22 protein-coding genes and 1 rRNA gene are annotated in these 20,962 nt (G+C 36.3%); 13 read left to right on the top strand and 10 right to left on the bottom strand.

Features of this window, described 5'->3' with window-relative positions; translation table 11 throughout:
• Positions 1 to 160: 160 nt before the first annotated feature.
• The 10 genes from N3D17_00720 to N3D17_00675 all read right to left on the bottom strand — a co-directional run bounded on the left by N3D17_00720 (position 161) and on the right by N3D17_00675 (position 8,428).
• Complete coding sequence (locus N3D17_00720; GenBank protein MCX8081917.1) at positions 161 to 1,393, bottom strand: ArgE/DapE family deacylase; 1,233 nt, start codon at positions 1,391 to 1,393, stop codon at positions 161 to 163.
• On the bottom strand, positions 1,390 to 2,745 hold the full coding sequence (locus tag N3D17_00715) for an aspartate aminotransferase family protein (GenBank protein MCX8081916.1): 1,356 nt from the start codon (positions 2,743 to 2,745) through the stop codon (positions 1,390 to 1,392). The genes N3D17_00720 and N3D17_00715 overlap by 4 nt, the downstream gene beginning before the upstream one ends.
• 1 nt (position 2,746) lies before the next feature.
• On the bottom strand, positions 2,747 to 3,286 hold the full coding sequence (locus N3D17_00710; protein ID MCX8081915.1) for a phosphopantothenoylcysteine decarboxylase: 540 nt from the start codon (positions 3,284 to 3,286) through the stop codon (positions 2,747 to 2,749).
• Positions 3,287 to 3,394: 108 nt separating this feature from the next.
• A complete protein-coding gene (gene pta / locus N3D17_00705) occupies positions 3,395 to 4,366 on the bottom strand; it encodes a phosphate acetyltransferase (protein ID MCX8081914.1) in 972 nt (323 codons plus the stop codon).
• 2 nt (positions 4,367 to 4,368) lie between these two features.
• Entirely contained in the window at positions 4,369 to 5,163 is a 795-nt protein-coding gene (gene nagB / locus N3D17_00700) for a glucosamine-6-phosphate deaminase (GenBank protein ID MCX8081913.1), read from the bottom strand.
• A complete protein-coding gene (locus N3D17_00695) occupies positions 5,141 to 6,508 on the bottom strand; it encodes a 30S ribosomal protein S1 (GenBank protein ID MCX8081912.1) in 1,368 nt (455 codons plus the stop codon). The genes nagB and N3D17_00695 overlap by 23 nt, the downstream gene beginning before the upstream one ends.
• 4 nt (positions 6,509 to 6,512) lie before the next feature.
• Positions 6,513 to 7,358: a 4-hydroxy-3-methylbut-2-enyl diphosphate reductase gene (gene ispH / locus N3D17_00690; protein ID MCX8081911.1), complete on the bottom strand. Its 846-nt coding sequence runs from the start codon at positions 7,356 to 7,358 to the stop codon at positions 6,513 to 6,515.
• A complete protein-coding gene (locus N3D17_00685) occupies positions 7,355 to 7,951 on the bottom strand; it encodes a 1-acyl-sn-glycerol-3-phosphate acyltransferase (GenBank protein MCX8081910.1) in 597 nt (198 codons plus the stop codon). Before N3D17_00685 ends, ispH begins: the two co-directional genes overlap by 4 nt.
• A 3-nt stretch (positions 7,952 to 7,954) precedes the next feature.
• On the bottom strand, positions 7,955 to 8,140 hold the full coding sequence (locus N3D17_00680; GenBank protein MCX8081909.1) for a hypothetical protein: 186 nt from the start codon (positions 8,138 to 8,140) through the stop codon (positions 7,955 to 7,957).
• A 12-nt stretch (positions 8,141 to 8,152) separates the two neighbouring features.
• The gene (locus N3D17_00675; protein ID MCX8081908.1) at positions 8,153 to 8,428 is read right to left on the bottom strand and encodes a hypothetical protein; all 276 of its coding nucleotides are present in this window, start codon (positions 8,426 to 8,428) and stop codon (positions 8,153 to 8,155) included.
• A 96-nt stretch (positions 8,429 to 8,524) separates the two neighbouring features.
• Between N3D17_00675 and dapF the strand changes: the two genes are divergently transcribed.
• The 13 genes from dapF to rseP all read left to right on the top strand — a co-directional run bounded on the left by dapF (position 8,525) and on the right by rseP (position 20,942).
• Entirely contained in the window at positions 8,525 to 9,319 is a 795-nt protein-coding gene (gene dapF, locus N3D17_00670; protein MCX8081907.1) for a diaminopimelate epimerase, read from the top strand.
• Positions 9,320 to 9,343: 24 nt separating this feature from the next.
• Positions 9,344 to 11,533, top strand: coding sequence for a ComEC family competence protein (locus N3D17_00665; protein MCX8081906.1), 2,190 nt, complete (start codon positions 9,344 to 9,346; stop codon positions 11,531 to 11,533).
• Between the two features lie 144 nt (positions 11,534 to 11,677).
• Positions 11,678 to 11,793: ribosomal RNA gene (gene rrf / locus N3D17_00660) — 5S ribosomal RNA — on the top strand.
• An 84-nt stretch (positions 11,794 to 11,877) separates the two neighbouring features.
• Positions 11,878 to 13,893, top strand: a complete 2,016-nt coding sequence (fusA, locus tag N3D17_00655; protein MCX8081905.1) for an elongation factor G — start codon at positions 11,878 to 11,880, stop codon at positions 13,891 to 13,893.
• Positions 13,893 to 14,420: a bifunctional nuclease family protein gene (locus N3D17_00650; protein ID MCX8081904.1), complete on the top strand. Its 528-nt coding sequence runs from the start codon at positions 13,893 to 13,895 to the stop codon at positions 14,418 to 14,420. The genes fusA and N3D17_00650 overlap by 1 nt, the downstream gene beginning before the upstream one ends.
• Before the next feature lie 10 nt (positions 14,421 to 14,430).
• Positions 14,431 to 15,180: a YebC/PmpR family DNA-binding transcriptional regulator gene (locus tag N3D17_00645; GenBank protein ID MCX8081903.1), complete on the top strand. Its 750-nt coding sequence runs from the start codon at positions 14,431 to 14,433 to the stop codon at positions 15,178 to 15,180.
• Positions 15,164 to 15,688 carry a crossover junction endodeoxyribonuclease RuvC gene (ruvC, locus tag N3D17_00640; protein MCX8081902.1) on the top strand — a complete coding sequence of 175 codons (525 nt, stop codon included), beginning with the start codon at positions 15,164 to 15,166 and terminating at the stop codon, positions 15,686 to 15,688. The genes N3D17_00645 and ruvC overlap by 17 nt, the downstream gene beginning before the upstream one ends.
• Positions 15,666 to 16,253, top strand: coding sequence for a Holliday junction branch migration protein RuvA (ruvA, locus tag N3D17_00635; GenBank protein MCX8081901.1), 588 nt, complete (start codon positions 15,666 to 15,668; stop codon positions 16,251 to 16,253). The genes ruvC and ruvA overlap by 23 nt, the downstream gene beginning before the upstream one ends.
• A 14-nt stretch (positions 16,254 to 16,267) precedes the next feature.
• Positions 16,268 to 17,290 (top strand): Holliday junction branch migration DNA helicase RuvB, encoded by a 1,023-nt coding sequence (gene ruvB / locus N3D17_00630; protein MCX8081900.1) that lies wholly within the window; start codon positions 16,268 to 16,270, stop codon positions 17,288 to 17,290.
• Positions 17,291 to 17,303: 13 nt separating this feature from the next.
• The gene (gene lptB, locus N3D17_00625; GenBank protein MCX8081899.1) at positions 17,304 to 18,020 is read left to right on the top strand and encodes an LPS export ABC transporter ATP-binding protein; all 717 of its coding nucleotides are present in this window, start codon (positions 17,304 to 17,306) and stop codon (positions 18,018 to 18,020) included.
• Positions 18,017 to 18,718, top strand: a complete 702-nt coding sequence (locus tag N3D17_00620; protein MCX8081898.1) for an isoprenyl transferase — start codon at positions 18,017 to 18,019, stop codon at positions 18,716 to 18,718. Before lptB ends, N3D17_00620 begins: the two co-directional genes overlap by 4 nt.
• On the top strand, positions 18,715 to 19,851 hold the full coding sequence (gene dxr, locus N3D17_00615) for a 1-deoxy-D-xylulose-5-phosphate reductoisomerase (GenBank protein ID MCX8081897.1): 1,137 nt from the start codon (positions 18,715 to 18,717) through the stop codon (positions 19,849 to 19,851). Before N3D17_00620 ends, dxr begins: the two co-directional genes overlap by 4 nt.
• Positions 19,848 to 20,942, top strand: a complete 1,095-nt coding sequence (rseP, locus tag N3D17_00610; GenBank protein MCX8081896.1) for an RIP metalloprotease RseP — start codon at positions 19,848 to 19,850, stop codon at positions 20,940 to 20,942. Before dxr ends, rseP begins: the two co-directional genes overlap by 4 nt.
• Positions 20,943 to 20,962: the final 20 nt, after the last annotated feature.

Raw genomic sequence — 20,962 nt, 5'->3', positions numbered from 1 at the left:
CCATTTCTTTTTCTATAATTCAACCACCGCAGTTTCTCAGAAATAATCTCTTTGAAGTGAGTTTTTCTCATAATTAAGAAATATTTGAATAATAAGCGGGATATGAAATTTACAATCTGAGTTGTCTCAATGGTAAATTTTCATAAAATTGCTATATTAACTATGAGTTATTACACCAGTTAATTACTGTTAATGTAAGAATCTCTGCTGCTGTCTTTATCTCTTCTATTTTTATCTTCTCTGTGTCTGAGTGGGCATCCTCAAGTTTCCCCGGACCAAAAACAACTACCGGCATATTCCCCACTTTATTAAAAAGACGTGCATCACAACTGGCTATAAAACCCTCCACATCAGGTATAGTTCCTGAATCTATTGCTGATTTTCTCATTATCTCCACGAGCGGGTGGTCTGGGGGTATAGCATAAGCATCATTGTGTAGTTTAGGAAATGAGAGATTATAGTTATTTATAATCCAGTGGTCACCGCAATCTTCTATAACTCTTTTTAGTTCCTTCTTTATTGTTGCAAGGTCCTTATTAGGTAAAAATCCCACACCTCCTTCAAGGACAACATAACCGCATACCATAGATGGCCAACCATCTCCTCTTATAGTACCAAAATTTACCTGTACCGGTTGTTTATATTTTTCAAAGAGAGGGACATTTTTACTCTCTTCTATCAATCGTCTTTCGTACTCTTTCATACGGTGCATCAAATGGCATGTTTTCTCAATGGCATTCACCCCTTCTGTAATTCTGCCCATATGAACACTTTTACCTTTAATTTCCAGACGATACCAGACAGCACCACGGTTTGCAGGGCATATATTCAAACCTGTTGCTTCAAGAACTATAACACCATCTGCCTTATAACCCTGTCTGATAAGCGCAAGTGCTCCATTACCACCTACCTCTTCCTCTATTACTGACTGAGCAATAAGATTCCCTTTAAGATTTACTCCAATCTCTTTCAATGTAAGCAATGTAAGATATATTGCAGCAATCTGTCCTTTTGCATCACAGGCACCTCTACCATATATAAAACCATCTTTTTCTACAGGAGAAAAAGCATCATCCCATGTCTTTGCAGGAACCACATCTATATGTGAATTAAGAATAAGAGACCTTCCTTCACCTGATGATGGAAGTTCAAGGATAAGGTTTTTCCTTTTTGAGTAATCCAGTTCTTTTTCTGCTAAAGTATATTCCGGGTCTTTCTTGATATCTTCTGGAACAGGGATAAGGTTAACTTTTCCAAACTGGTTAAACTTATCTTTTATAAACTCCTGTGCCTGTTCTTCTCTTTCTCCAGATATACTCGGAATTTTTATAAGTTCTTTAAGGAAATCTACTGATTCTTTTAAATTTTTTTCAACTGCCTGTTTTATATTCATCCTGTTACCTCTTCTATTGCTTCCGTAATTACAGAACATCCTTCTCTTATTGCTTCCTCATTGATAATGAGAGGTGGATTTATCTTTATTGTGCCACCTCCAAGTCCTACAGGAGCAAAAAGCAATAGCCCTTTTTCTACACATCTGCCAACAATTTCAAAAGCAGTATTAGGGTCAGGCGTTTCAGTCCCTTTTTTACCTATCTGTAGTCCCCATACAAGTCCTTTTCCACATAAAAACTGAACACAGTCAAATTTTTCATATATCCTTGTAAGTTCTTCCTCAAATACTCTTCCCATTTTTTCAGCATTTTCTACAAGTTTATATCTTTCTACTGTTTTTATGCTACCGAGTGCAGCAGCACAGCACAGTGGGCTCCCTGTATGGGTACTTGTCATTGTCCCTGGTTCATAAAGGTCCATATATTCTTTTTTCCCAACAACCGCTGATATGGGAAGTGAACTGCTTATTCCTTTACCCAAGCAGAATATATCTGGAAGTATCCCGTAGTGCATGAACCCGAACATCTTTCCTGTCCTTCCAAATCCGGCCTGGATTTCGTCAAATATTAGGAGTACACCATGTTCATCACACCACTTCCTGAGTTTTTGAGCATACTCCACAGGCATAAGTGCACCACTTACGCCCTGATATGTCTCTGATATAACAGCACATACATCCTTAGGATTTATATTTAACTTTTTCAATCTCTTCTCAAAAAAGTCAAAACTTCTATCTTTGCATCTCGGTTCTCCTGGAAATGGCATGTGATGTATATCAGGGTCAGGGTTAACTATCCATTCTTTTAAACCAGTTAATCCACCGAGCATCTGAGCCCCAAGTGTTCTTCCATGGAAAGAACCTTCATAGGATATTACTACTTTTTTATTCTTCTTTTTCCCATATGTTCTTGCGAGTTTAAAGGCACACTCAACTGCTTCAGCACCTGTGGTGAGTAAAAAAACCTTTTTTAGTGGTTCAGGAGATACAGAAGCAATTTTTTCTACAAGTTCTGCTCTTATTTCAGAAGGGAAACAGTAGTTATGAAGTAAGGGTTTTTCTAACATTCTTTTTATTTCAGAAAGGACTTCAGGGGCAGAATGTCCTGCGTTAGTAACAAGAACTCCAGAACTAAAATCAAGCCACTTATTGCCATAATTATCATAGACATTCATCCCTTCCGCATGGTCCCAGACAACGAGTGGTTGACCACTCATTGAAATTGGTTCATAGGTTCTTAGTTTTTCAAGTACCGGGATTGATTCTGGTACAGGTATTTCTGTCTTTATCCTTCTGTACTTTGTTTCTATATAAGGGACTTTCTTAGGTATAAGTGGATAACTTTTGCCCATTTTACCTCTCCTTTACCTTTTCTTCTATAAAAGATATTATCTTTTTAATATCGGCTAACCGTCCTATTCCCTCTTTCCCTGATGCCAGAAGTCCTTTTTCAGGTGGAATAAAATGATAACCATATTTTTTAAGTTTTTCAACATTTTCCTGTGTTATAGAGTTCAACCACATATTTTCATTCATTGCAGGAGCAAAAACAACAGGTCCTTTGAAAGCAGATATTACACAGGTTAAAAGGTCATCACAGATACCGGATGCAACCTTACCTATAATATTTGCTGTTGCCGGTGCAACCAGTATAATATCAGCAAATTCAGATACAGATATATGGTCTTCTTCAAAATTTTCTATCTCAAACATCTCTGTATATACAGGTCTACCTGATAGAACAGAAAGTGTAAGAGGAGTTATAAAATGTGTTGCTTCTTTAGTAAGAATTACTTGAACATCCCATCCTTTCTTTTTTAATTCCCTTATAATTTCTGCACTCTTATAGGCAGCAATAGAACCAGAGACACCGATGACGATGTTCTTATTCATAAAAACCCCCTTGAGAAACTCTAAATCCAAGAAACAAAACTATAAAACACTTTTAAAAATCTTTTCAATGCACAGAATTTACTGATTTTTTAATCTTGCTGCTTTTATTTATCCCAGACAGCAAACTATAGCAGAAATTATTACTATATCTTCTGTTTTTGCCCCTCTTGAAAGGTCACTTACCGGCTTTGCAAACCCCTGAAGTACAGGACCAAATGCAGATGCACCGGCAAGGTATTGTGTAAGTTTATAAGCGATATTGCCTGCATCAATATCAGGGAATATAAGAACATTTGCCTGTCCTGCTACAGGTGAAGGTTCTTTTAATTTCTTTTTCGCAACTGCTTCAACAAGTGCTGTATCACCCTGAAATTCTCCATCTATAAGTATATCTTTATCTGCGATTTCTCTCGCAAGACCAACCGCATTTTGCACCTTGTCTACAAAGGGATGGGAAGCAGAACCTTTAGTGGAAAATGAAAGAAGTGCTGTTTTACATTGCTGCCCCATTATTTTTATGAAACTGCGGGAGGTGGAGATCGCTATCTCTGCTAACTGCTGTGCAGAAGGGTCTATATTCACCGCACAATCAGCATAAAAAAGGACTCTGCCATCAGTGAGTTCCATAATAAAAAAACTGGAAGGTGTTGATATTCCTTTAGCATAACCTACAGTGAGTGCGGATGCCTGTATTACACTTGCTGTGGTACTGGCAGCCCCTGCTACCATACCATCTACCTTACCTGTGGCAAGTAGCATACCGCCAAAAACAAGGTCTTTTTTAAGTATCCGCTCTGCAATACTCTGTTTGACCTTTCTTGTCTCCGAGTAATGAGATACGAGTTCAGGGAGATAAGGATATGTTATCGGGTCTATAACTTCCACATCAGAGATATCTATCCCCTGTTGAGATGCGAGAGATATTATCTCCTTTTCTTTGCCTATAAGAACAGGTGTTGCAATATTTTCCTTTTTTAGTATCTCTGCTGCCCTCTGGATTCTTTCATCTGTCCCTTCCGGCAGTACAATCTTCTTACAAGACCTTTTTGCTTTTTCAATAAAAATCTCTTTAAGTCCCATTTTTAAAATAGAGCCATCCCGATTGTTTTTTCTGCCTCTGCTACAAATTTATAGAAAGAAATTCTGCTTAATCGGGATGCTGCTGCCTCATCTATAATAACTGTTACCTTTTGATGTAGTTGTAAAGCAGAAGCGGTAATAGAGGATGTTACAGGCCCTTCAAGTGCTTTCGCCACAACCTCTGCTTTTTTTTCACCATTTGCGAGAAACAAAAGTTCTTTTGCTTCAAGGATAGTACCAATTCCCATTGTAAGAGCATACTTTGGAACTTCGTCAATACTTTTGAAAAACCTTGAATTGTCTTTTATTGTTTGTTCATTCAGAGCAACCAACCGTGTTCTTGAAGAAAGAGATGAACCCGGTTCATTGAAGGCGATATGTCCATCTCCTCCAATGCCAAGCACCTGAAGGTCTATACCGCCTGCTTTCTTTATCTTTTCTTCATATTCTTTACAAAATTTTTCTATCTTTTTAACTGGAACTGTCCCATCAGGTACAAATGTGTTTTTTTTCTTTATATTTATTCCATTGAAAAGTTTCTCATTCATAAAATAGCGGTAACTCTGAGGATGATCTCCCGATAATCCATAATACTCATCAAGGTTAAATGTAGTAACCTTTGAAAAGTCCAGTCCGTCTTTTTTGTGTTGCCTTACAAGTTCTGCATATAACCCTTCAGGGGTACTGCCTGTTGCAAGCCCGAGGACACATTTCGGTTTCTTTCTTACAATCTCTGCAACTATGTCTGCTGCCTTTTTTGACATCTCTTCATAGTTATTTACTATCAGTACTCTCATCATCTCCTCCTTTGATTTCCTCGTCCTTTCTACTATCACGTACATCTTCTATCTGCTTAATTCCTAATGAGATTTTTTTGTTATCAGGGTCTATCTCAAGAACCATTACATCTATCTTCTGTCCTTTTCTTAAAACCTCCGATGGATGTTTAACAGATGCATCTCCAAGATTAGAAATATGCAGAAGTCCATCTATCCCTGGCTCCAGTTCAACAAATGCACCAAAATCAGTAATGTTATACACCCTACCTTTTACTATACTGCCAACCGGATACTTCTTCGCTATATCAGGCCAGGGGTTTGGTTCTAAACTCTTCAAACTGAAGGAAATCTTCTGCTCATCTTTCTTTATATCTATTACCTGAACTGTGACAGTGTCTCCCATTGCAACGACATCTGACGGTTTTTTAATCCTTCCTGTCCATGAAAGTTCTGATATATGTAAGAGTCCTTCTATACCTTCTTCTATTTTGATAAATGCACCATAGTCAGTTATATTGACTATCTTACCTTCAACTATAGAGCCCACAGGATATTTCTCTTCAATGTTATCCCATGGATTTGGTGTTTTCTGTTTAAGACCAAAGGATAGAACCTGTCTTTCCTTATCCACATCTAAAACCACAACCTCTACCTGTTGACCTGTGCTCAACATCTGGGAAGGATGACTAATTCTTCCCCAGCTCATATCATTGATGTGGAGAAGTCCAACAATACCATAATCCAGTTCTATAAAAGCACCATAGTCCACTATATTCCTGACGGTACCTGTAACCAGTTGTCCCTCATGGACATTGTCAAAATACTCTTTCTTTTTTTCTTCTCTCTCTTCCTCAAGATATTTTCGTCTTGAAACAACAACATTTTTCCTCATAGAGTCAAGATTAATGATTTTAAACTTAGACCTCATACCAACCAGAGAGGATGGATTTATTAAAGGATTTATATCTGCCTGAGAAGAAGGTAAGAATGCAATAACTCCAATATCCACCCTGTATCCACCTTTAACACTTCTGAAAACCGTCCCTTCTATCCACTCTCCTGTCTCAGAACATCTTTCAATTTTTTCCCAGTTAAGAATCACATCTGCTTTTTCTTTTGATAAGGGGACAAAACCGTGTTCATCAGGGTCAAGTGATTCTACAACAACATCAACCTCATCTCCCTCATGAACCTCATCTCCCTTAAATTCTTCTTTCAATACACTGCCTTCTGATTTATACCCTATATCTATTATCACCTCCTCATCTAATATCCTCACAACTCTGCCTTTAATGAGTGAGCCCGGTTTAAAACCGGCTATCTTTTCTTCTAATAATTTTCCTACATCAATTTTTTCTACCATTACCCTACACCTCCATTATTTCTTTTATATATTTTTTAACCTCTTCTATAAAACCATCAGAGGTTGATGTCCCTGATACAAGACCTACAGAGTTAACACATGAAAGGTTAACACTATAGATATCATCCATTTTTTCAATATAAAAAACATTTCTATTGTGCATTTTAACTGTTTCATAAAGTTTTGCTGTATTAGAACTATGCTTTCCACCGAGAACCAACACTAAATCCACATTTCTACTTATGTCTATTGCCTCTTTCTGTCTCTCTCCTGTTACCTTGCATATAGTATTATATATAACATACTCTTTAGCAATTTCTTGTTCTTTAAGATATCTTACCTTTCTTAGATAATCATCAAAAGAAAGGGTGGTCTGTCCTATTACAGCCACTTTTTCTAATTTCTTTATTTTTTTCGGAAATCCACTGTTACTAAAAATCAGAGTGTGCCGTCCGTAATTTCTCAGTCCTATTACTTCTGGATGTTTTGCATCCCCTATTATTATAATGAAATATTTCTGATTGTCCAGTGTTTTTATCAGAGACTGGATTTTCTTTACGGAAGGACAGGTGGCATCAAAGATATTTACTCCTTTTGTCTGGAGATACTTAAACGTATCTGGCCCTATTCCATGGGAACGGACAATAAACCTCTTTCCTTTTATTTCTTTATACGATTTTACAACCTTAAGCCCATTTGATTTTAGTTCTTCCATTACCAGTGGGTTGTGGACAATATCTCCAATACTGTAAACATCTCCATATTGTTTAAGTAATCTTTCTGCCATCTCCACTGTCCGTCTAACTCCGAAACAAAATCCTATATTCTTTGCAACTAAAATTTTTTTCATTGCTTTTTTAATTCTTTTATTGCATCCATAACCTTTTCTGCTATATATTTATAATCCTTTCCCTCTATTTGTATCTTTTTCCCTATAGATACCTTTATTTTTGTAATTCTTATACATTTGGCATCAACAGGTAGTGCCTTTCCTGAACCAGAGATGTAAACAGGGATTATTGGGATGCCTGTTTTATAATGTAGAAATCCTATACCTTCTTTTGGTTCTAAAAGTTCCATAGTTTTACTTCTTGTTCCTTCAGGAAATATTACAAGCCAGTTACCCTTCTTTAATACATTTATACCCTGCCTCATCGTCATAGAAGACATCTCATCCCTGTCTATCGGGATTGCGCCCAAGTGTTTTATTAAAAAAGAAAGAAATGGAATAGAAAACATATCTCTCTTAGAAAAATACTTTAAACGACGGGGGAAAGCAAGTCCTAATATAAGCGGGTCTAAATAACTCTGGTGATTTGAGGCAATAATGCAGGAGTTGCCTATATCTTTTAGATTTTCCTTTCCTCTAACCTCTATACAGAAAAAGAGTTTAAAAAGGATGGTACCCAAAATTTTAGCGCATAAATATATAAAACTACTCATAACCTATTGCAGAATACCTCCCGGGATTATTAGTATTAATGACAGAATGAGTATAACAAGAAAAAATACAACCTGTATTAGATATTTCCTGCCCACTGGACTTTGCTTTGTAAACATCCAGCCAATAACAGAATATAATACCAGTCCTGACAGAAGTCCTAAAAGTATTGCACTACCGTATTCTTTCATTATATTTTTAACTTATTTCGTAAGTATATCCTCTATAAGAGTTATACCTGTTACGATTCTCTTAAATACATAAACTTTTCTTCTGTTAGGTGCTATTCCATCTTTTTTTACCATCATTAGATATTCATGTTTACTCAAGGATGTATCTGATACATCAAAGGCATCTGCATTCTCTAATACGAAAAAAGTGTTGTCTTCTTCCTTCAATGTCCCTATATATACCCATTTTGTAGAGGTATCAAGAACAACCTTCTTATTGAAGTATCTTTCTTTTTCTCCGTCTAACATTTTTACCCTTCTATCAGTTTACCGCAAACTATCCTTTTTGACAACCCTTTAACAGAGAAGTTAGAATATGAAAATTTGATTAAGGAGGATGAAAAGATGGAATTTTTTAAAATGGCGGGTTCAGGAAATGATTTTGTGGTGATAGACAACAGAAAAGGAATAATTAAAAACAGGGTAAATTTCGCTATAAAACTCTGCAATAGAAAATTTGGAATAGGTGCAGATGGGATGCTTCTTATTGAAAAGTCAGATGTTGCTGATATCCGGATGAGAATTTTTAATCCTGATGGCAGTGAGGCAGAGATGTGTGGTAATGGACTTAGATGCATAATGTTATTTGCAGTAAGACAGGGTATTGTAAAGAAAAGTTATCTTAAGGTGGAGACAGGTGCGGGCATTCTTAATGGAAGTGTAAATGGGAAAAGTGTAAAGGCACAGATAAAAATTATAGAAAAACCAGAAATAGATATAAGAATCCCTCTCGGTAAAAAGGTGGTAACAGGGTGTTTTATAAATTCAGGGGTGCCGCATACAATAATATTTACAGAGAACATAGAAAATGTAGATATAGAAAGAGAAGGACCTTTGATAAGACACCACAAACTTTTTAAGCCGAAGGGAACAAATGTTGACTGGATAGAGATATCAGGAAAAGATACAGTAAAAATAAGGACATATGAAAGGGGAGTAGAGGCAGAAACACTATCATGTGGAACGGGGAGTGTGGCAGGTGCTATAGCAGGTTTTCTCAAAGGTAAGGTAAAACCTCCAGTAAAGGTAATATCAAGGTCAGGGGAGATACTTACTGTTTATTTCAATAAGGAACTTACAGAGGTCTATCTTGAAGGAAATATCCTTACCTCTTTTAAAGGAACGTGGCTGGAAGAATAGCACAATTTACTGGGTATAGTCGTTATGGTATCTTTATCACTTATCATTATTTTTACAGGACTTATTGCAGGTATATTTCTTACCCTACATTCTATTCCCTGGCAAATCATATATATACTTTTTGCAATACCGTTTATTTTTATACTGAAAAATAGACGGATTTTATTTTTTTCCCTCGGAATTATTACCGGTTATATTACCACATACATTCACATACAGGTTCCTTCTCATCATATTCTTAACTACAAATGTAACTGTATAGATAAAGCAGAAGGGATGATTATTTCTTCAAGGACTTACCCATTTTCCACAGAGTATGTTGTAGATATGGATGTAATAGAAATGTCTGGCATACAATACAGGGTATCAGGCAGGATTCTGCTGAAGGTAAAGGATATTAAACACTTTTACTATCTTCCGGGTTCATATCTATCAATGAACAACCTCGTACTCCAGCAGATTCCACTTCCTTTAAATCCTGGAGGGTTTGACTACAGTAGATATTTACAAAGAAAAGGCATTTATCTTGAAGGTAAGGCGGATAACATTTTTGTTAAAGAAAAAAGAAATTTTCTGTTATCTCTCTATAAGATACGGCTGGCAATCATAAAAAAAATTGATTCGGTATTTTTATACTTTCCCGAAGAGAAAGAACTTCTTAAAACAATTACCATAGGGAGTGAACATATTCCAGAGTTTCTTAGAGAAGCAGGAATAAAAAGCGGGACGTACCATTTACTTGTCATTTCAGGATTACATATCGTATTTATACTTCTCTTTCTTAAAATTATATTTATACCATTTGCAGAAGTGAATAATAGACATCCTAAACTATTCCCTTCTCTTGCCCTTTTCTTTTTATGGTTCTATGCATGTCTTACAGGTTTCAAGGTTCCTGTTTTAAGGGCTGTTCTTATGGTTTCCCTTTTCTTTTTAGGGGAATTGATTGAAAGGGACATAGATATTATAAGTTCTATTATAGCGGCTGCTTTTTTTCTTCTGGTTATCAATCCGTACAATATCTATGATGTTTCATTCCATCTCTCTTTCCTCGCAACACTCGGTATAGTTCTTTTCTGGAAAAGATTCAAACTTACTGAAAGAAACTATCTAAAAAGTATTATCCTTACCAGTTTATCTGCACAGATATCAGTAATTCCAATTTTACTTTACCATTTTGGATACTTCTATCCTGCAGGATTGATAAATAATATATTCTTTGTTCCACTTGCAGGTATTATTCTCATTATTTCCTTTGTTTCTTTTATCATCCCTTTATTTTTCTATATATTGCGTTTTCTTTTAACATTTTTTATCAGGGGTATTACACTCTCTGCTTCTATATCACCACCTGTAGTTATATCATTTTCAATACCATTGATTATTACTTTCTATATATTTTTCTTACTGCTTCTATATTCACCGAGAAAAAAGGAAATTACAGCAGGACTTATTTCAATTATTTTTATATCATTAACTTTAAATCTTTTACATAAAGGTAAACAGGAAAAAGGAGTTATTTATTTTCTATCCCTTACCAGACCTTCTGTTGTTTATCTGGAGGGAAACGACTCTGTATGTTTTCTTGCGGACCACTATAAGACCAGTGAGTTAGAAGAAACAGTTATTCCCTTACTTAAAAAATATAACGTTGATAATATTACACTTTTTTACACAACCTCTTCTTTTAATCATACTGCAACGTTCAATACACTTAAAAAGCAATTTAATATAAAAGTATATGAACCTGAGGGAATTAAAAAAGCATTTGCTTATCCTTATCTGAAAATATATTATTACAACACATATCCTTATCTTTTTAAATTCCTGTCTGAAGGGGAAGATATTTCTTTAAGAGAATTTGAAGTAGAATTTATAGGGGAAGAAAATGGAATGCTAACATATGTTATCAAAGAAAAAGGGAATGCTATCCTTATTGCACCTTATGTTGGGGAGTATATCGCGGAAAAGATTAGAGGGGAAAATATAAAAGTTGCATATTTTGAAGATGTAAAAAAGACAAAGGGTGTAATGAAAAAACTTTCTTCCGTAAGATATGATTATCTTATTCTCCCACAGCAATATAAAAAGTTTGACCGGCTACTTGCTCTAAGAAATAACTCTTTTTATCTCAACCAATCTGCTGTTAAGATTATATTTAACAACAGGTCAATTAGTACTAATTATTACTATCAAAAAATTATTCTACCGTAGGAAATAATTAAGAGATAAAGAGATTATCAACAACCGATACAGGTGTAAAAGATATATTAATTTTATGGGCAAAAATACTTTAAAATATTAACGGTAAATTTTAATCTTGACAGGGTATTTTTTTAAGGGTATAATGTATACGTCTCTGGCAACCACGGCGAAAGGGTAACACCCGTTCCCATCCCGAACACGGCCGTTAAGCCTTTCAGCGCCGATGGTACTGCATCTGCAAGGATGTGGGAGAGTAGGTGTTGCCAGAGACATTTTTTATTTCCATATCAATTAAAAATCTGATATAATAAAATTATCACAGATAAAACTTTTAATTTTTGATTGGAGGAAAAATGGGGAAGGTTTATAACATAGGTATATTTGGACCAAACAAATCAGGGAAGACATTGTTAGTAGAAGCGATGCTTTACAGCACGGGAATGATAGAAAAATTTGGTGGTGTTAATGGAACTTCCACTACAATGGATTATGATAAAGAAGAGATAGAAAGACAGATGGGTATTAACCTTTCAGTCGGTTATATAAAGAAAGGTAATGATATTCTTTATATTCTTGATACACCCGGCTATATGGACTTTATAGGGGAACAGATTTCAGGACTGGAGGGTTGTGATATAGCGGTGCTCGTTATATCTGCCAGCGAAGGAATAAGCACCGGTGTTGAAAAGTTATGGGAGATGCTAAGAGAAAAGGGAAAGCCCACAATTATCTTTATAAATAAACTGGATACCCCTGATGTTTCTTTTGAAGGTATATGGAAAGAATTAACATCTTTTTTAGGGAAAAATCTTCTTCCTATTACAGTCCCTTTATATCAAGATGGGCAGATAAAAGGAGTGGCTAACATTCTTGATAAGAAAAGTGGAGAAGACACTATTTTACAGGGATATTTCCAGCAAGCGATGGATGTAATTGCTGAACTGGATGATGCATTAATGGAAAGATATCTTGAAGGAGCAGACATATTTTCAGAAGATATAGCCACATATATAAAAAAGGGACTTACTGAGAGGAAACTTGTTCCTGTATTTTCTGGGGCATCTATAAGTCAGATAGGGATAGAATCATTTATTTCTTTCCTTTTTAAGTATTTACCATCTTCTACTGAGATGCCTCCTATAAAAGTATTGCAGAATGAGCAGGAAGGTTTGATTGAAAGGAAAGAAGATGGACCTCTAACAGGAATCGTTGTAAAGACCATACTGGACCCGTTTGCAGGAAAACTTTCTTATCTCAGGGTCTTTTCTGGGATACTCAGGTCAAACTCTCAGTTTTTTAATATAACGAAAAATACAAAAGAACGGGTAGGACAATTATTAAGGGTTCAGGGTAAGAAACAGGAACCAGTGTCTGAAGCATATCCTGGGGATGTAGTTGCAGTAGCGAAACTCTCAAGTGCTCAGGCATTTGATAGTTTCTGTGAACCGTCAAACCCTGTTAAGATACCTGTTTATCCTGTACCTGAAGGGGCTGTATCTTATTCTATAAAACCAAAGGTGAAAGGGACTGAAGATAAGTTAGGTAATGCAATAGGAAGAATTGTAGAGGAAGACCCGACCATCAAGGTTTTCAGAGATGAAGAGACAGGAGAGACAATCATATCAGGTATGGGAGACCTTCATATAGATATAGTAGTGAATAAATTTAAAGAGAAGTTTGGTGTTGAGGTAGAAAAAGGGATACCTAAAATTGCATATAAGGAGACAATAACAACTACTGCAGATGCCGAAGGGAAACATAAGAAACAGACAGGAGGAAGAGGGCAGTATGGACACTGTTTTATTAAGGTAGAACCACTTCCGAGAGGTACTGGTTTTGAATTTGTGGATGAGATTTTCGGAGGTGCTATACCGAGACAATTTATCCCTTCAGTAGAGAAAGGGATAAAAGAAGCGATGAAAAAAGGAGTTCTTGCTCAATACCCTGTGGTTGATATCCGTGTTCGTCTTTACGATGGCACATACCACACAGTTGATTCCTCTGATATTGCTTTTCAGATAGCCGGAAGTCTTGCTTTACAGAAGGCATTGCAGCAGGCAAATCCTGTACTTCTTGAACCAATCGTTAATGTAGAAGTCCGTATACCACAGGAATTTGTTGGAGATATCATAGGTACCATTAATGCAAAAAGAGGCAGGGTTCTTGATATGATTTCTACAGGTAAAGCCAGTACAATAAAAGCACAGGTGCCACTTGCAGAGATGTCAAACTATACCAATGAGTTAAGGTCAATAACAAGTGGAAGTGGAACATATACAATGGCATTTTCACATTATGAAGAGGTCCCTAACCATATAGCAACAAAAATAATAGAAGAGAGAAAAAGAGAAAGGGAAGCGAAACAATAATGGAAAAGGTAGAGATTGAAGGTATTATCTTTAATCTTGTTGATTACTCGCCAGTTGTTATATTAAAGAGTGCAAAAGGGAAAGTATTACCAATTGTTGTAGGGATATTTGAGGCACAGTCCATCCTTGTTGCTATAGAAGAAGCATCTTTTCCCAGACCACTTACACATGACCTGATGAAAAATATTATAGTAGATTTTGGTTGGGAACTATTCCGTATGGAGATATATACATTAAAAAAGAGTATATATTATGCACGGCTGATATTGAAAAAAGAGAGTGAGATAAAGGATATTGACTGTAGACCCAGTGATGGTATTGCACTTGCGTTAAGGTTTAAAGCATCAATATTTGTTGATGAAGCCCTTCTTACAGATATAGAAATAGTAAAGGCATATGAAGGGAAAAAGTTTATCAGAGCAAATAAGCTTGATAAGCCCATAACTAAGAAAGAAGCAGAAGAGTTCAGGAAGTTCATTGAGAATGTAAGTGCAAAAGAGTTCTGGGAAAAACTAAAAAAAGAGTAAGGAGGTTTTTATGTCAGGACATTCAAAGTGGCACAGTATCAAGCATAAGAAGATGGCGACAGACGCCAAGCGCGGTAAGATGTTTACCAAACTCATTAGAGAGATAATGATGGCAGCAAAGACAGGGGGAGGTAATCCTGATACCAACCCGAGGTTGAGGATGGTAATTGATAAGGCAAAAAGTTTTAATATGCCTAATGATAATATCCAGCGTGCAATTAAGAAAGGACTTGGAGAAGAGGGTGGTGTACAGTTAGAACAGGTTACCTATGAGGGTTATGCCCCAGGAGGTGTGGCTGTATATGTGGAAGTATTAACCGACAACAAAAATAGAAGTGCATCAGAGATAAGGTCCATATTTTCCAAACACAATGGTAATTTGGGTGGTGCGGGAAGTGTCTCCTGGATATTTGAAAGAAAAGGGGTGATTTCTGTAAGCAAAGATAAAGCAAAAGAGGATGAACTTCTTGAAATTATACTTGAGGCAGGAGCAGAAGATATGAAGACCGAAGGAGATATTTATGAGATTACCACCCCATCTGAAAATTTTGATAGTGTGAAGAAAGCACTTAGTGACAGAAATATACAGATAAATGATGCAACTATTACATTTGTACCCAAAAATACTGTAAGAGTGGAAGGTAAAACCGCAGAACAGGTATTGAAACTTCTTGAAGCACTTGAAGACCATGATGATGTGCAGGGTGCCTATGCAAATTTTGACATACCCGATGAGATAGTAAATGCGGTCTCTTCATAATAATGATAAGATGACAGAGAAGATATTGGGGTTTGATCCTGCTGTTAACCGGGTGGGTTACGGTCTTATTGAAAACAAAGGTAAGGATGTTAAAGTAGTATCTACAGGAATAATAATTTCAAATATGTCTCTCCCTTATTACCAGAAACTTATAAATCTTATAGAGAATATTGATAAAATCCTTGATAGATTTTTACCCGATATGGTTGTGATTGAAGAGATATATGTTGGTAAAAATGCCCGTATTGCTTTAAAAATCGGACAGATAACAGGTCTTATTATTGCCTCTTCTGCGAGGAAGGGCATTCCATTTCATTTGATACCACCTGCAGAAGTGAAAGAATGTCTTACGGGTAACGGAATAGCAACGAAACAACAGGTCCAGTTTATGTTAGAACATATAACAGGTTATACAAAATTTAACAACACTGACGAGAGTGATGCTGTAGCAGTTGCTGTTGCATATCTACAGAGAAGGAAAGAATATGATTTATTATATTCAAGGTAAACTGATTTCTAAATCACCGACCAGTGTGGTATTAGATAATAATGGTGTGGGATATATAGTGAGTGTTTCACTTGAAACATCGCGCACCATAGGAGAACAGGGAGAAAATTTACGACTTTTTACATATCAGATTATAAGGGAAGAAGAAATTCAACTATACGGATTTGCTACAGAAAAGGAAAGGGATGCATTCCTTATGCTTATTTCTGTACCAGGTGTAGGTCCCAGAGTGGCTTTAAGAATCCTTTCAGGGCTTACAACAGAACAATTATATCAGGCAATACTGTCTGAAGATATTGCTGTATTTACAGAGGTCCCTGGCGTTGGTAAAAAGACAGGAGAACGTCTGATTGTTGAACTAAAGCAAAAAATAGAAAAACTTCCTGTTCTGCCGGGTAAAGAAGAGAAGACAGAGATGGAGGTATTTACAGGAGCGGTGGAGGCACTTATTGTACTGGGATATAAGAGAAAGGATGCTGTGAGTGTTGTAGGAAGGATTATAAAAGAGACAGAGAAAAGATTGAGTATAGAGGAAGTAATAAAAGAAGCATTAAAGAGGACATAAAGGACTTTATTGTTATGGAAAAAGAAAGAATAACATCTCCTGTTGCAGTTAATGAGGATAAAAAGTATGAGAGTGCTTTAAGACCATTAAGGTTTTCAGAATTCGTTGGACAGGATAAGGTAAAAGAAAACCTTGAGGTTTTCATAAAAGCGGCTAAAGAGAGAGAAGATGTACTTGACCATGTTTTATTCCATGGTCCACCGGGAATAGGGAAAACAACCCTTGCTTATATTATAGCCAATGAGATGGGTGTGAATATCAGAGCAACATCAGGTCCTGTAATAGAGAGGGCAGGAGACCTTGCAGGAATACTTACAAACCTTGAGGAAGGGGATGTACTTTTTATAGATGAGATACATCGGTTGCCGAGGACGATAGAAGAATATCTTTATAGTGGAATGGAAGAGTTCTGTATAGATATTGTTATAGGAGAAGGTCCTAAGGCAAGGTCTGTAAAAATTCCTCTGAAAAAATTTACACTTGTAGGTGCAACAACGAGGATAGGGCTACTTACATCTCCTTTAAGAAACAGGTTTGGTATAATGCATCGGCTGGATTACTATACAACAGATGAACTTAAATCAATAGTGAAAAGAGCAGCAGGACTGATAAAAATAGAGATAACAGAAGAAGGTGCAGAGGAGATAGCGAAAAGGGCAAGAGGAACCCCTCGGGTTGCAAATCGTCTTCTCAGACGAATTAGGGACTATGCTCAGGTAAAAGGGACAGGTGTAATAGACAAAAATATTGCCAGACATGCACTTGATAAAATGGATGTTGATGAAGAAGGACTTGATGAGATGGACAAGAAAATTCTTGAAGTTATTATAACAAAGTTTGGTGGGGGACCTGTAGGACTGAAAAGTTTATCTATAGCAGTTGGAGAAGAGACAGATACCATTGAGGAGGTATATGAGAGTTTTCTGGTAAGGAAAGGTTTTATAAAGAAGACGTCACAGGGAAGGGTTGTTACCCCCCTTGCTTACAAACATCTCGGTATAGTATTTCATGAGGAAGGTGGTACCAATCTATTCTGAAAAATTCTGAAAAATGCTTAAAGCGATAAATCTGCAAAAAAAATTTGGAAGAAAGGAAGCAGTCAGGAATATCTCTATAAATGTAGAGAAGGGTGAGATTGTTGGACTTTTAGGTCCTAATGGGGCAGGGAAAACCACAACATTTGAAATGATAGTTGGTTTTATAAATCCTGATAATGGGAAAATTTTTCTACAGGATAAAGATATATCAGGATTACCTGTATGGAAAAGGGCGAGGGAAGGGCTTTTATATCTACCGCAGGAAATCTCTTTATTCAATAAACTCACAGTGGAAGAAAATATATATATCATCCTTGAGGAATATTATAAGGACAGAAACGAGATGGAAGAGATATGCCATAAGTATCTGGCAAAGGTAGGACTGTTGGATTTCAGGAAACATATTGCAGGAACCCTTTCAGGTGGAGAGAAGAGACGACTTGAGATAGGAAGATGTCTTACTCTCAATCCTAAATTTTTCCTTCTTGATGAACCGTTTTCAGGAATAGACCCAAAGACCGTATATGAACTTCAGGATACCATTGTTGAATTAAAAAAGGAAAATATAGGTGTACTTCTCACAGACCATAATGTTAGAGATGCACTGAAAATTACAGACAGAGCATACCTTATACACAAAGGAGAAATCCTTATAGAAGGTACTCCAGAACAGATACTTTCACATCCTGATTCAAGAAAGATATATTTTGGAGAGAAATTTGAGATATGAAAAATAAAATAAAAGTAGTACCATCCCACATTGCAGTTATTATGGATGGTAATGGTAGATGGGCGAAGAAAAGGGGATTGCCGAGGATTGCAGGACATAGGGAAGGACTGAAAGCAGTAAGAAGAATAGTTAAGGCAGCGAGTAATTACGGAGTTAAATATCTTACACTCTATTCTTTCTCAACAGAGAACTGGAAACGTCCACCTGAAGAAGTAAAGTTCCTTTTCCATCTTATGGAAGAAAGATTAAGAGCTGAAGGAGAAAAACTCCATAAAAATAATGTAAGGGTATATTTTATAGGTAAAAGGGAGCAATTACCAGAAAAACTCATAAAAACGATGTTATATATTGAAAAAAAGACCCATAAGAATACAGGTCTGAACCTTATATTTGCCATAAATTATGGTAGCAGGCAGGAGATAGTAGATGCAGTGAGGAAGTGTGTTTCTTCGGAGGAGAAAGATATTACAGAGGAGATGATAGAAAAAAATCTTTATACAGCAGGTATCCCTTCGCCTGACCTTATTATAAGGACATCCGGTGAAAAAAGAATGAGTAATTTTCTATTATGGCAGTCGGCATATGCAGAACTTTATTTTACTCCTGTTCTCTGGCCTGACTTTACGGAAAATGACTTCTTGAAAGCACTTTTTGATTACCAGAGAAGACAGAGACGTTTTGGTGGAGTGTCAGTATGAAAAATATCGTTATACTCGGCAGTACAGGAACAATAGGACAGAATACCCTTGAGGTTATAAGACAATCCAGAGATAGATTTAGGGTTATTGGACTTGCCTGTCAGACAAACAGAGATATACTTGTTGACCAGATTGAAGAATTTTCACCACTTTATGTTTATACGGAAAAAAGAGATATCTCTTTTGAAAAAAGGTTTAAAAACATCAAATTTTTATATGGAGAAGAGGGGATTGAAGAAATAACAACACTTAAAAAAGCAGACATTATCATCTGTGCTATACCGGGAATAAAAACCCTGAAAGCAATTATATCAGCCATCAAGGAGAAAAAGACCATAGGGCTTGCTACAAAGGAAGTCCTTGTTGTTGCAGGTGATATGATAATCTCATTAGCAAAAAAGTATAGAGTAGAGATTCTACCTGTGGACAGTGAACATAACGCACTTTTTCAGGCACTTAAAGGAGTGAAAGAAAAAGATATATACAGGGTGTATCTTACTGCGTCAGGCGGACCTTTTTATGGGAAACAGAGAAACAAGGATGAATCTCTTGAAGACGTCCTTGCACATCCTGTATGGAAGATGGGGAAAAAGATAACTGTTGATTCTGCTACAATGATGAATAAGGCCTTTGAGGTTATTGAAGCACATCACCTATTTAACCTGTCATCCGATAAGATAGAAGTTCTTATACATCCTGAGGCAATTGTCCATGGAATGGTAGAATTAATAGATGGGACAGTCAAAGGTATATTTTCTGTACCTGATATGAAGTTTCCAATAAGTTTTGTTCTTAATTATCCTTACAGGAAGAACTCATGCTGGCAACATATTGACTTTGGCAGAAATGGACTTCTACATTTCTATCCTGTTGATAGAAAAGAGATGTGGTTCACACTTGCGCTTCAGGCAATAGAGAAAAAAGGGTCTTTCCCTGTTGTGCTTAACAGTGCTAATGAAGAAGCGGTGTCTTTGTTTCTTAAAGGTAGTATTAAATTTAGAGAGATACTTCCTCTTGTGAAAAAGGTTGTTGATATACACACATACAGTAAAAATATTTCATTAAAAGAATTGTTTAAGATTCATATATGGGCAAAGGAGAAAACAAAAGAACTCGCAGGAGATAAAATATGATAATTTCTGCTATATCTATTTTAGTACTTTTTTCTGTTATTATACTTGTTCATGAAGCAGGACATTTCCTTGTGGCAAAGAAGGTAGGTATCCGTGTTGAAAAATTCTCGCTCGGTTTTGGACCACGGATATTTTCTGTTAAAAGAGGTGATACGGTGTATCAACTTTCACTTCTTCCTTTTGGCGGATTTGTAAAGTTAGCAGGTGAAGAGGACAGTTTTAACAAGGAGGTATATGAGAAGTGGGAGTATATGGGAAAAAGTCCCGGACATAGGAGTCAGGTGATAGTTGCTGGCTCTTTTTTTAATCTAGTTCTTGCATTTTTACTACTGATACCTGTTTTTATCATAGGAGTTCCTGGTTATGATGGAACAAAAATTGGTTCTTTTGTGGAAGGTATGCCTGCAGAGACATCAGGACTTAAAGTTGGTGATGAGATACTCAAGGTAAATGGAATTGAATGTAAAGAATGGTTTGATGTTTTAGTAAATATCCGTAAGACAATAGATACGTCAGATACGTCTCCTGCTACCCCTGTTGAACTCACTATTAAAAGAAATAATGAAATAATGGAAATAAAGGTTATGCCAGCTCTTTATAAAGAAGGCAGTAGTATCTCAACTGGTAAGCCAATGTATATACTCGGTATCTCTCCTATGGAAAAGACAGAGAGATATGGACCAGGTGAAGCGGTTATCAGAGCATCAAAGGAATTCTTGAAGATGCTTCATAGTATCTTTATAGCAATCAAGATGCTTATTACAAGACAGGCATCTCCAAAACAACTTTCAGGTCCTGTAGGTATTGCAAAGTGGGGTGCAGAAGTTGCAAAAGGGGGGATAGGCAGGTTTTTATACTTCATTGCGTTCATCAGTATAAATTTAGGTATAGTTAATATGATGCCATTTCCTTTACTGGATGGTGGACATCTTGCAGGGCTTGCAGGTGAACGGATTATGAGAAGACGTCCTTCAAAAAAATTTTTAGAATGGTCCGGGTACATAGGACTTATATTGATAATATGCCTTGCTCTATATGTAACATACAATGATATATTAAGAGTACTGGAAGAGGCAGTAGGAAAAAAGTAGATATAAGTAAAGTATTGGTA

The organism is bacterium (genome assembly GCA_026414725.1).
GTDB lineage: Bacteria > Ratteibacteria > UBA8468 > B48-G9 > JAFGKM01 > JAAYXZ01.
Note: the sequence above shows the minus strand (reverse complement) of the source record. Positions and strands in the feature narration are given on the sequence as shown.

Excerpts from the sequence above, each read along its gene's own strand:
- N3D17_00720 (MCX8081917.1), bottom strand. The coding sequence starts at position 1,393 with ATGAATATAAAACAGGCAGTTGAAAAAAATTTAAAAGAATCAGTAGAT.
- N3D17_00715 (MCX8081916.1), bottom strand. The coding sequence starts at position 2,745 with ATGGGCAAAAGTTATCCACTTATACCTAAGAAAGTCCCTTATATAGAA.
- N3D17_00710 (MCX8081915.1), bottom strand. The coding sequence starts at position 3,286 with ATGAATAAGAACATCGTCATCGGTGTCTCTGGTTCTATTGCTGCCTAT.
- pta (MCX8081914.1), bottom strand. The coding sequence starts at position 4,366 with ATGGGACTTAAAGAGATTTTTATTGAAAAAGCAAAAAGGTCTTGTAAG.
- nagB (MCX8081913.1), bottom strand. The coding sequence starts at position 5,163 with ATGAGAGTACTGATAGTAAATAACTATGAAGAGATGTCAAAAAAGGCA.
- N3D17_00695 (MCX8081912.1), bottom strand. The coding sequence starts at position 6,508 with ATGGTAGAAAAAATTGATGTAGGAAAATTATTAGAAGAAAAGATAGCC.
- ispH (MCX8081911.1), bottom strand. The coding sequence starts at position 7,358 with ATGAAAAAAATTTTAGTTGCAAAGAATATAGGATTTTGTTTCGGAGTT.
- N3D17_00685 (MCX8081910.1), bottom strand. The coding sequence starts at position 7,951 with ATGAGTAGTTTTATATATTTATGCGCTAAAATTTTGGGTACCATCCTT.
- N3D17_00680 (MCX8081909.1), bottom strand. The coding sequence starts at position 8,140 with ATGAAAGAATACGGTAGTGCAATACTTTTAGGACTTCTGTCAGGACTG.
- N3D17_00675 (MCX8081908.1), bottom strand. The coding sequence starts at position 8,428 with ATGTTAGACGGAGAAAAAGAAAGATACTTCAATAAGAAGGTTGTTCTT.
- dapF (MCX8081907.1), top strand. The coding sequence starts at position 8,525 with ATGGAATTTTTTAAAATGGCGGGTTCAGGAAATGATTTTGTGGTGATA.
- N3D17_00665 (MCX8081906.1), top strand. The coding sequence starts at position 9,344 with ATGGTATCTTTATCACTTATCATTATTTTTACAGGACTTATTGCAGGT.
- fusA (MCX8081905.1), top strand. The coding sequence starts at position 11,878 with ATGGGGAAGGTTTATAACATAGGTATATTTGGACCAAACAAATCAGGG.
- N3D17_00650 (MCX8081904.1), top strand. The coding sequence starts at position 13,893 with ATGGAAAAGGTAGAGATTGAAGGTATTATCTTTAATCTTGTTGATTAC.
- N3D17_00645 (MCX8081903.1), top strand. The coding sequence starts at position 14,431 with ATGTCAGGACATTCAAAGTGGCACAGTATCAAGCATAAGAAGATGGCG.
- ruvC (MCX8081902.1), top strand. The coding sequence starts at position 15,164 with ATGCGGTCTCTTCATAATAATGATAAGATGACAGAGAAGATATTGGGG.
- ruvA (MCX8081901.1), top strand. The coding sequence starts at position 15,666 with ATGATTTATTATATTCAAGGTAAACTGATTTCTAAATCACCGACCAGT.
- ruvB (MCX8081900.1), top strand. The coding sequence starts at position 16,268 with ATGGAAAAAGAAAGAATAACATCTCCTGTTGCAGTTAATGAGGATAAA.
- lptB (MCX8081899.1), top strand. The coding sequence starts at position 17,304 with ATGCTTAAAGCGATAAATCTGCAAAAAAAATTTGGAAGAAAGGAAGCA.
- N3D17_00620 (MCX8081898.1), top strand. The coding sequence starts at position 18,017 with ATGAAAAATAAAATAAAAGTAGTACCATCCCACATTGCAGTTATTATG.
- dxr (MCX8081897.1), top strand. The coding sequence starts at position 18,715 with ATGAAAAATATCGTTATACTCGGCAGTACAGGAACAATAGGACAGAAT.
- rseP (MCX8081896.1), top strand. The coding sequence starts at position 19,848 with ATGATAATTTCTGCTATATCTATTTTAGTACTTTTTTCTGTTATTATA.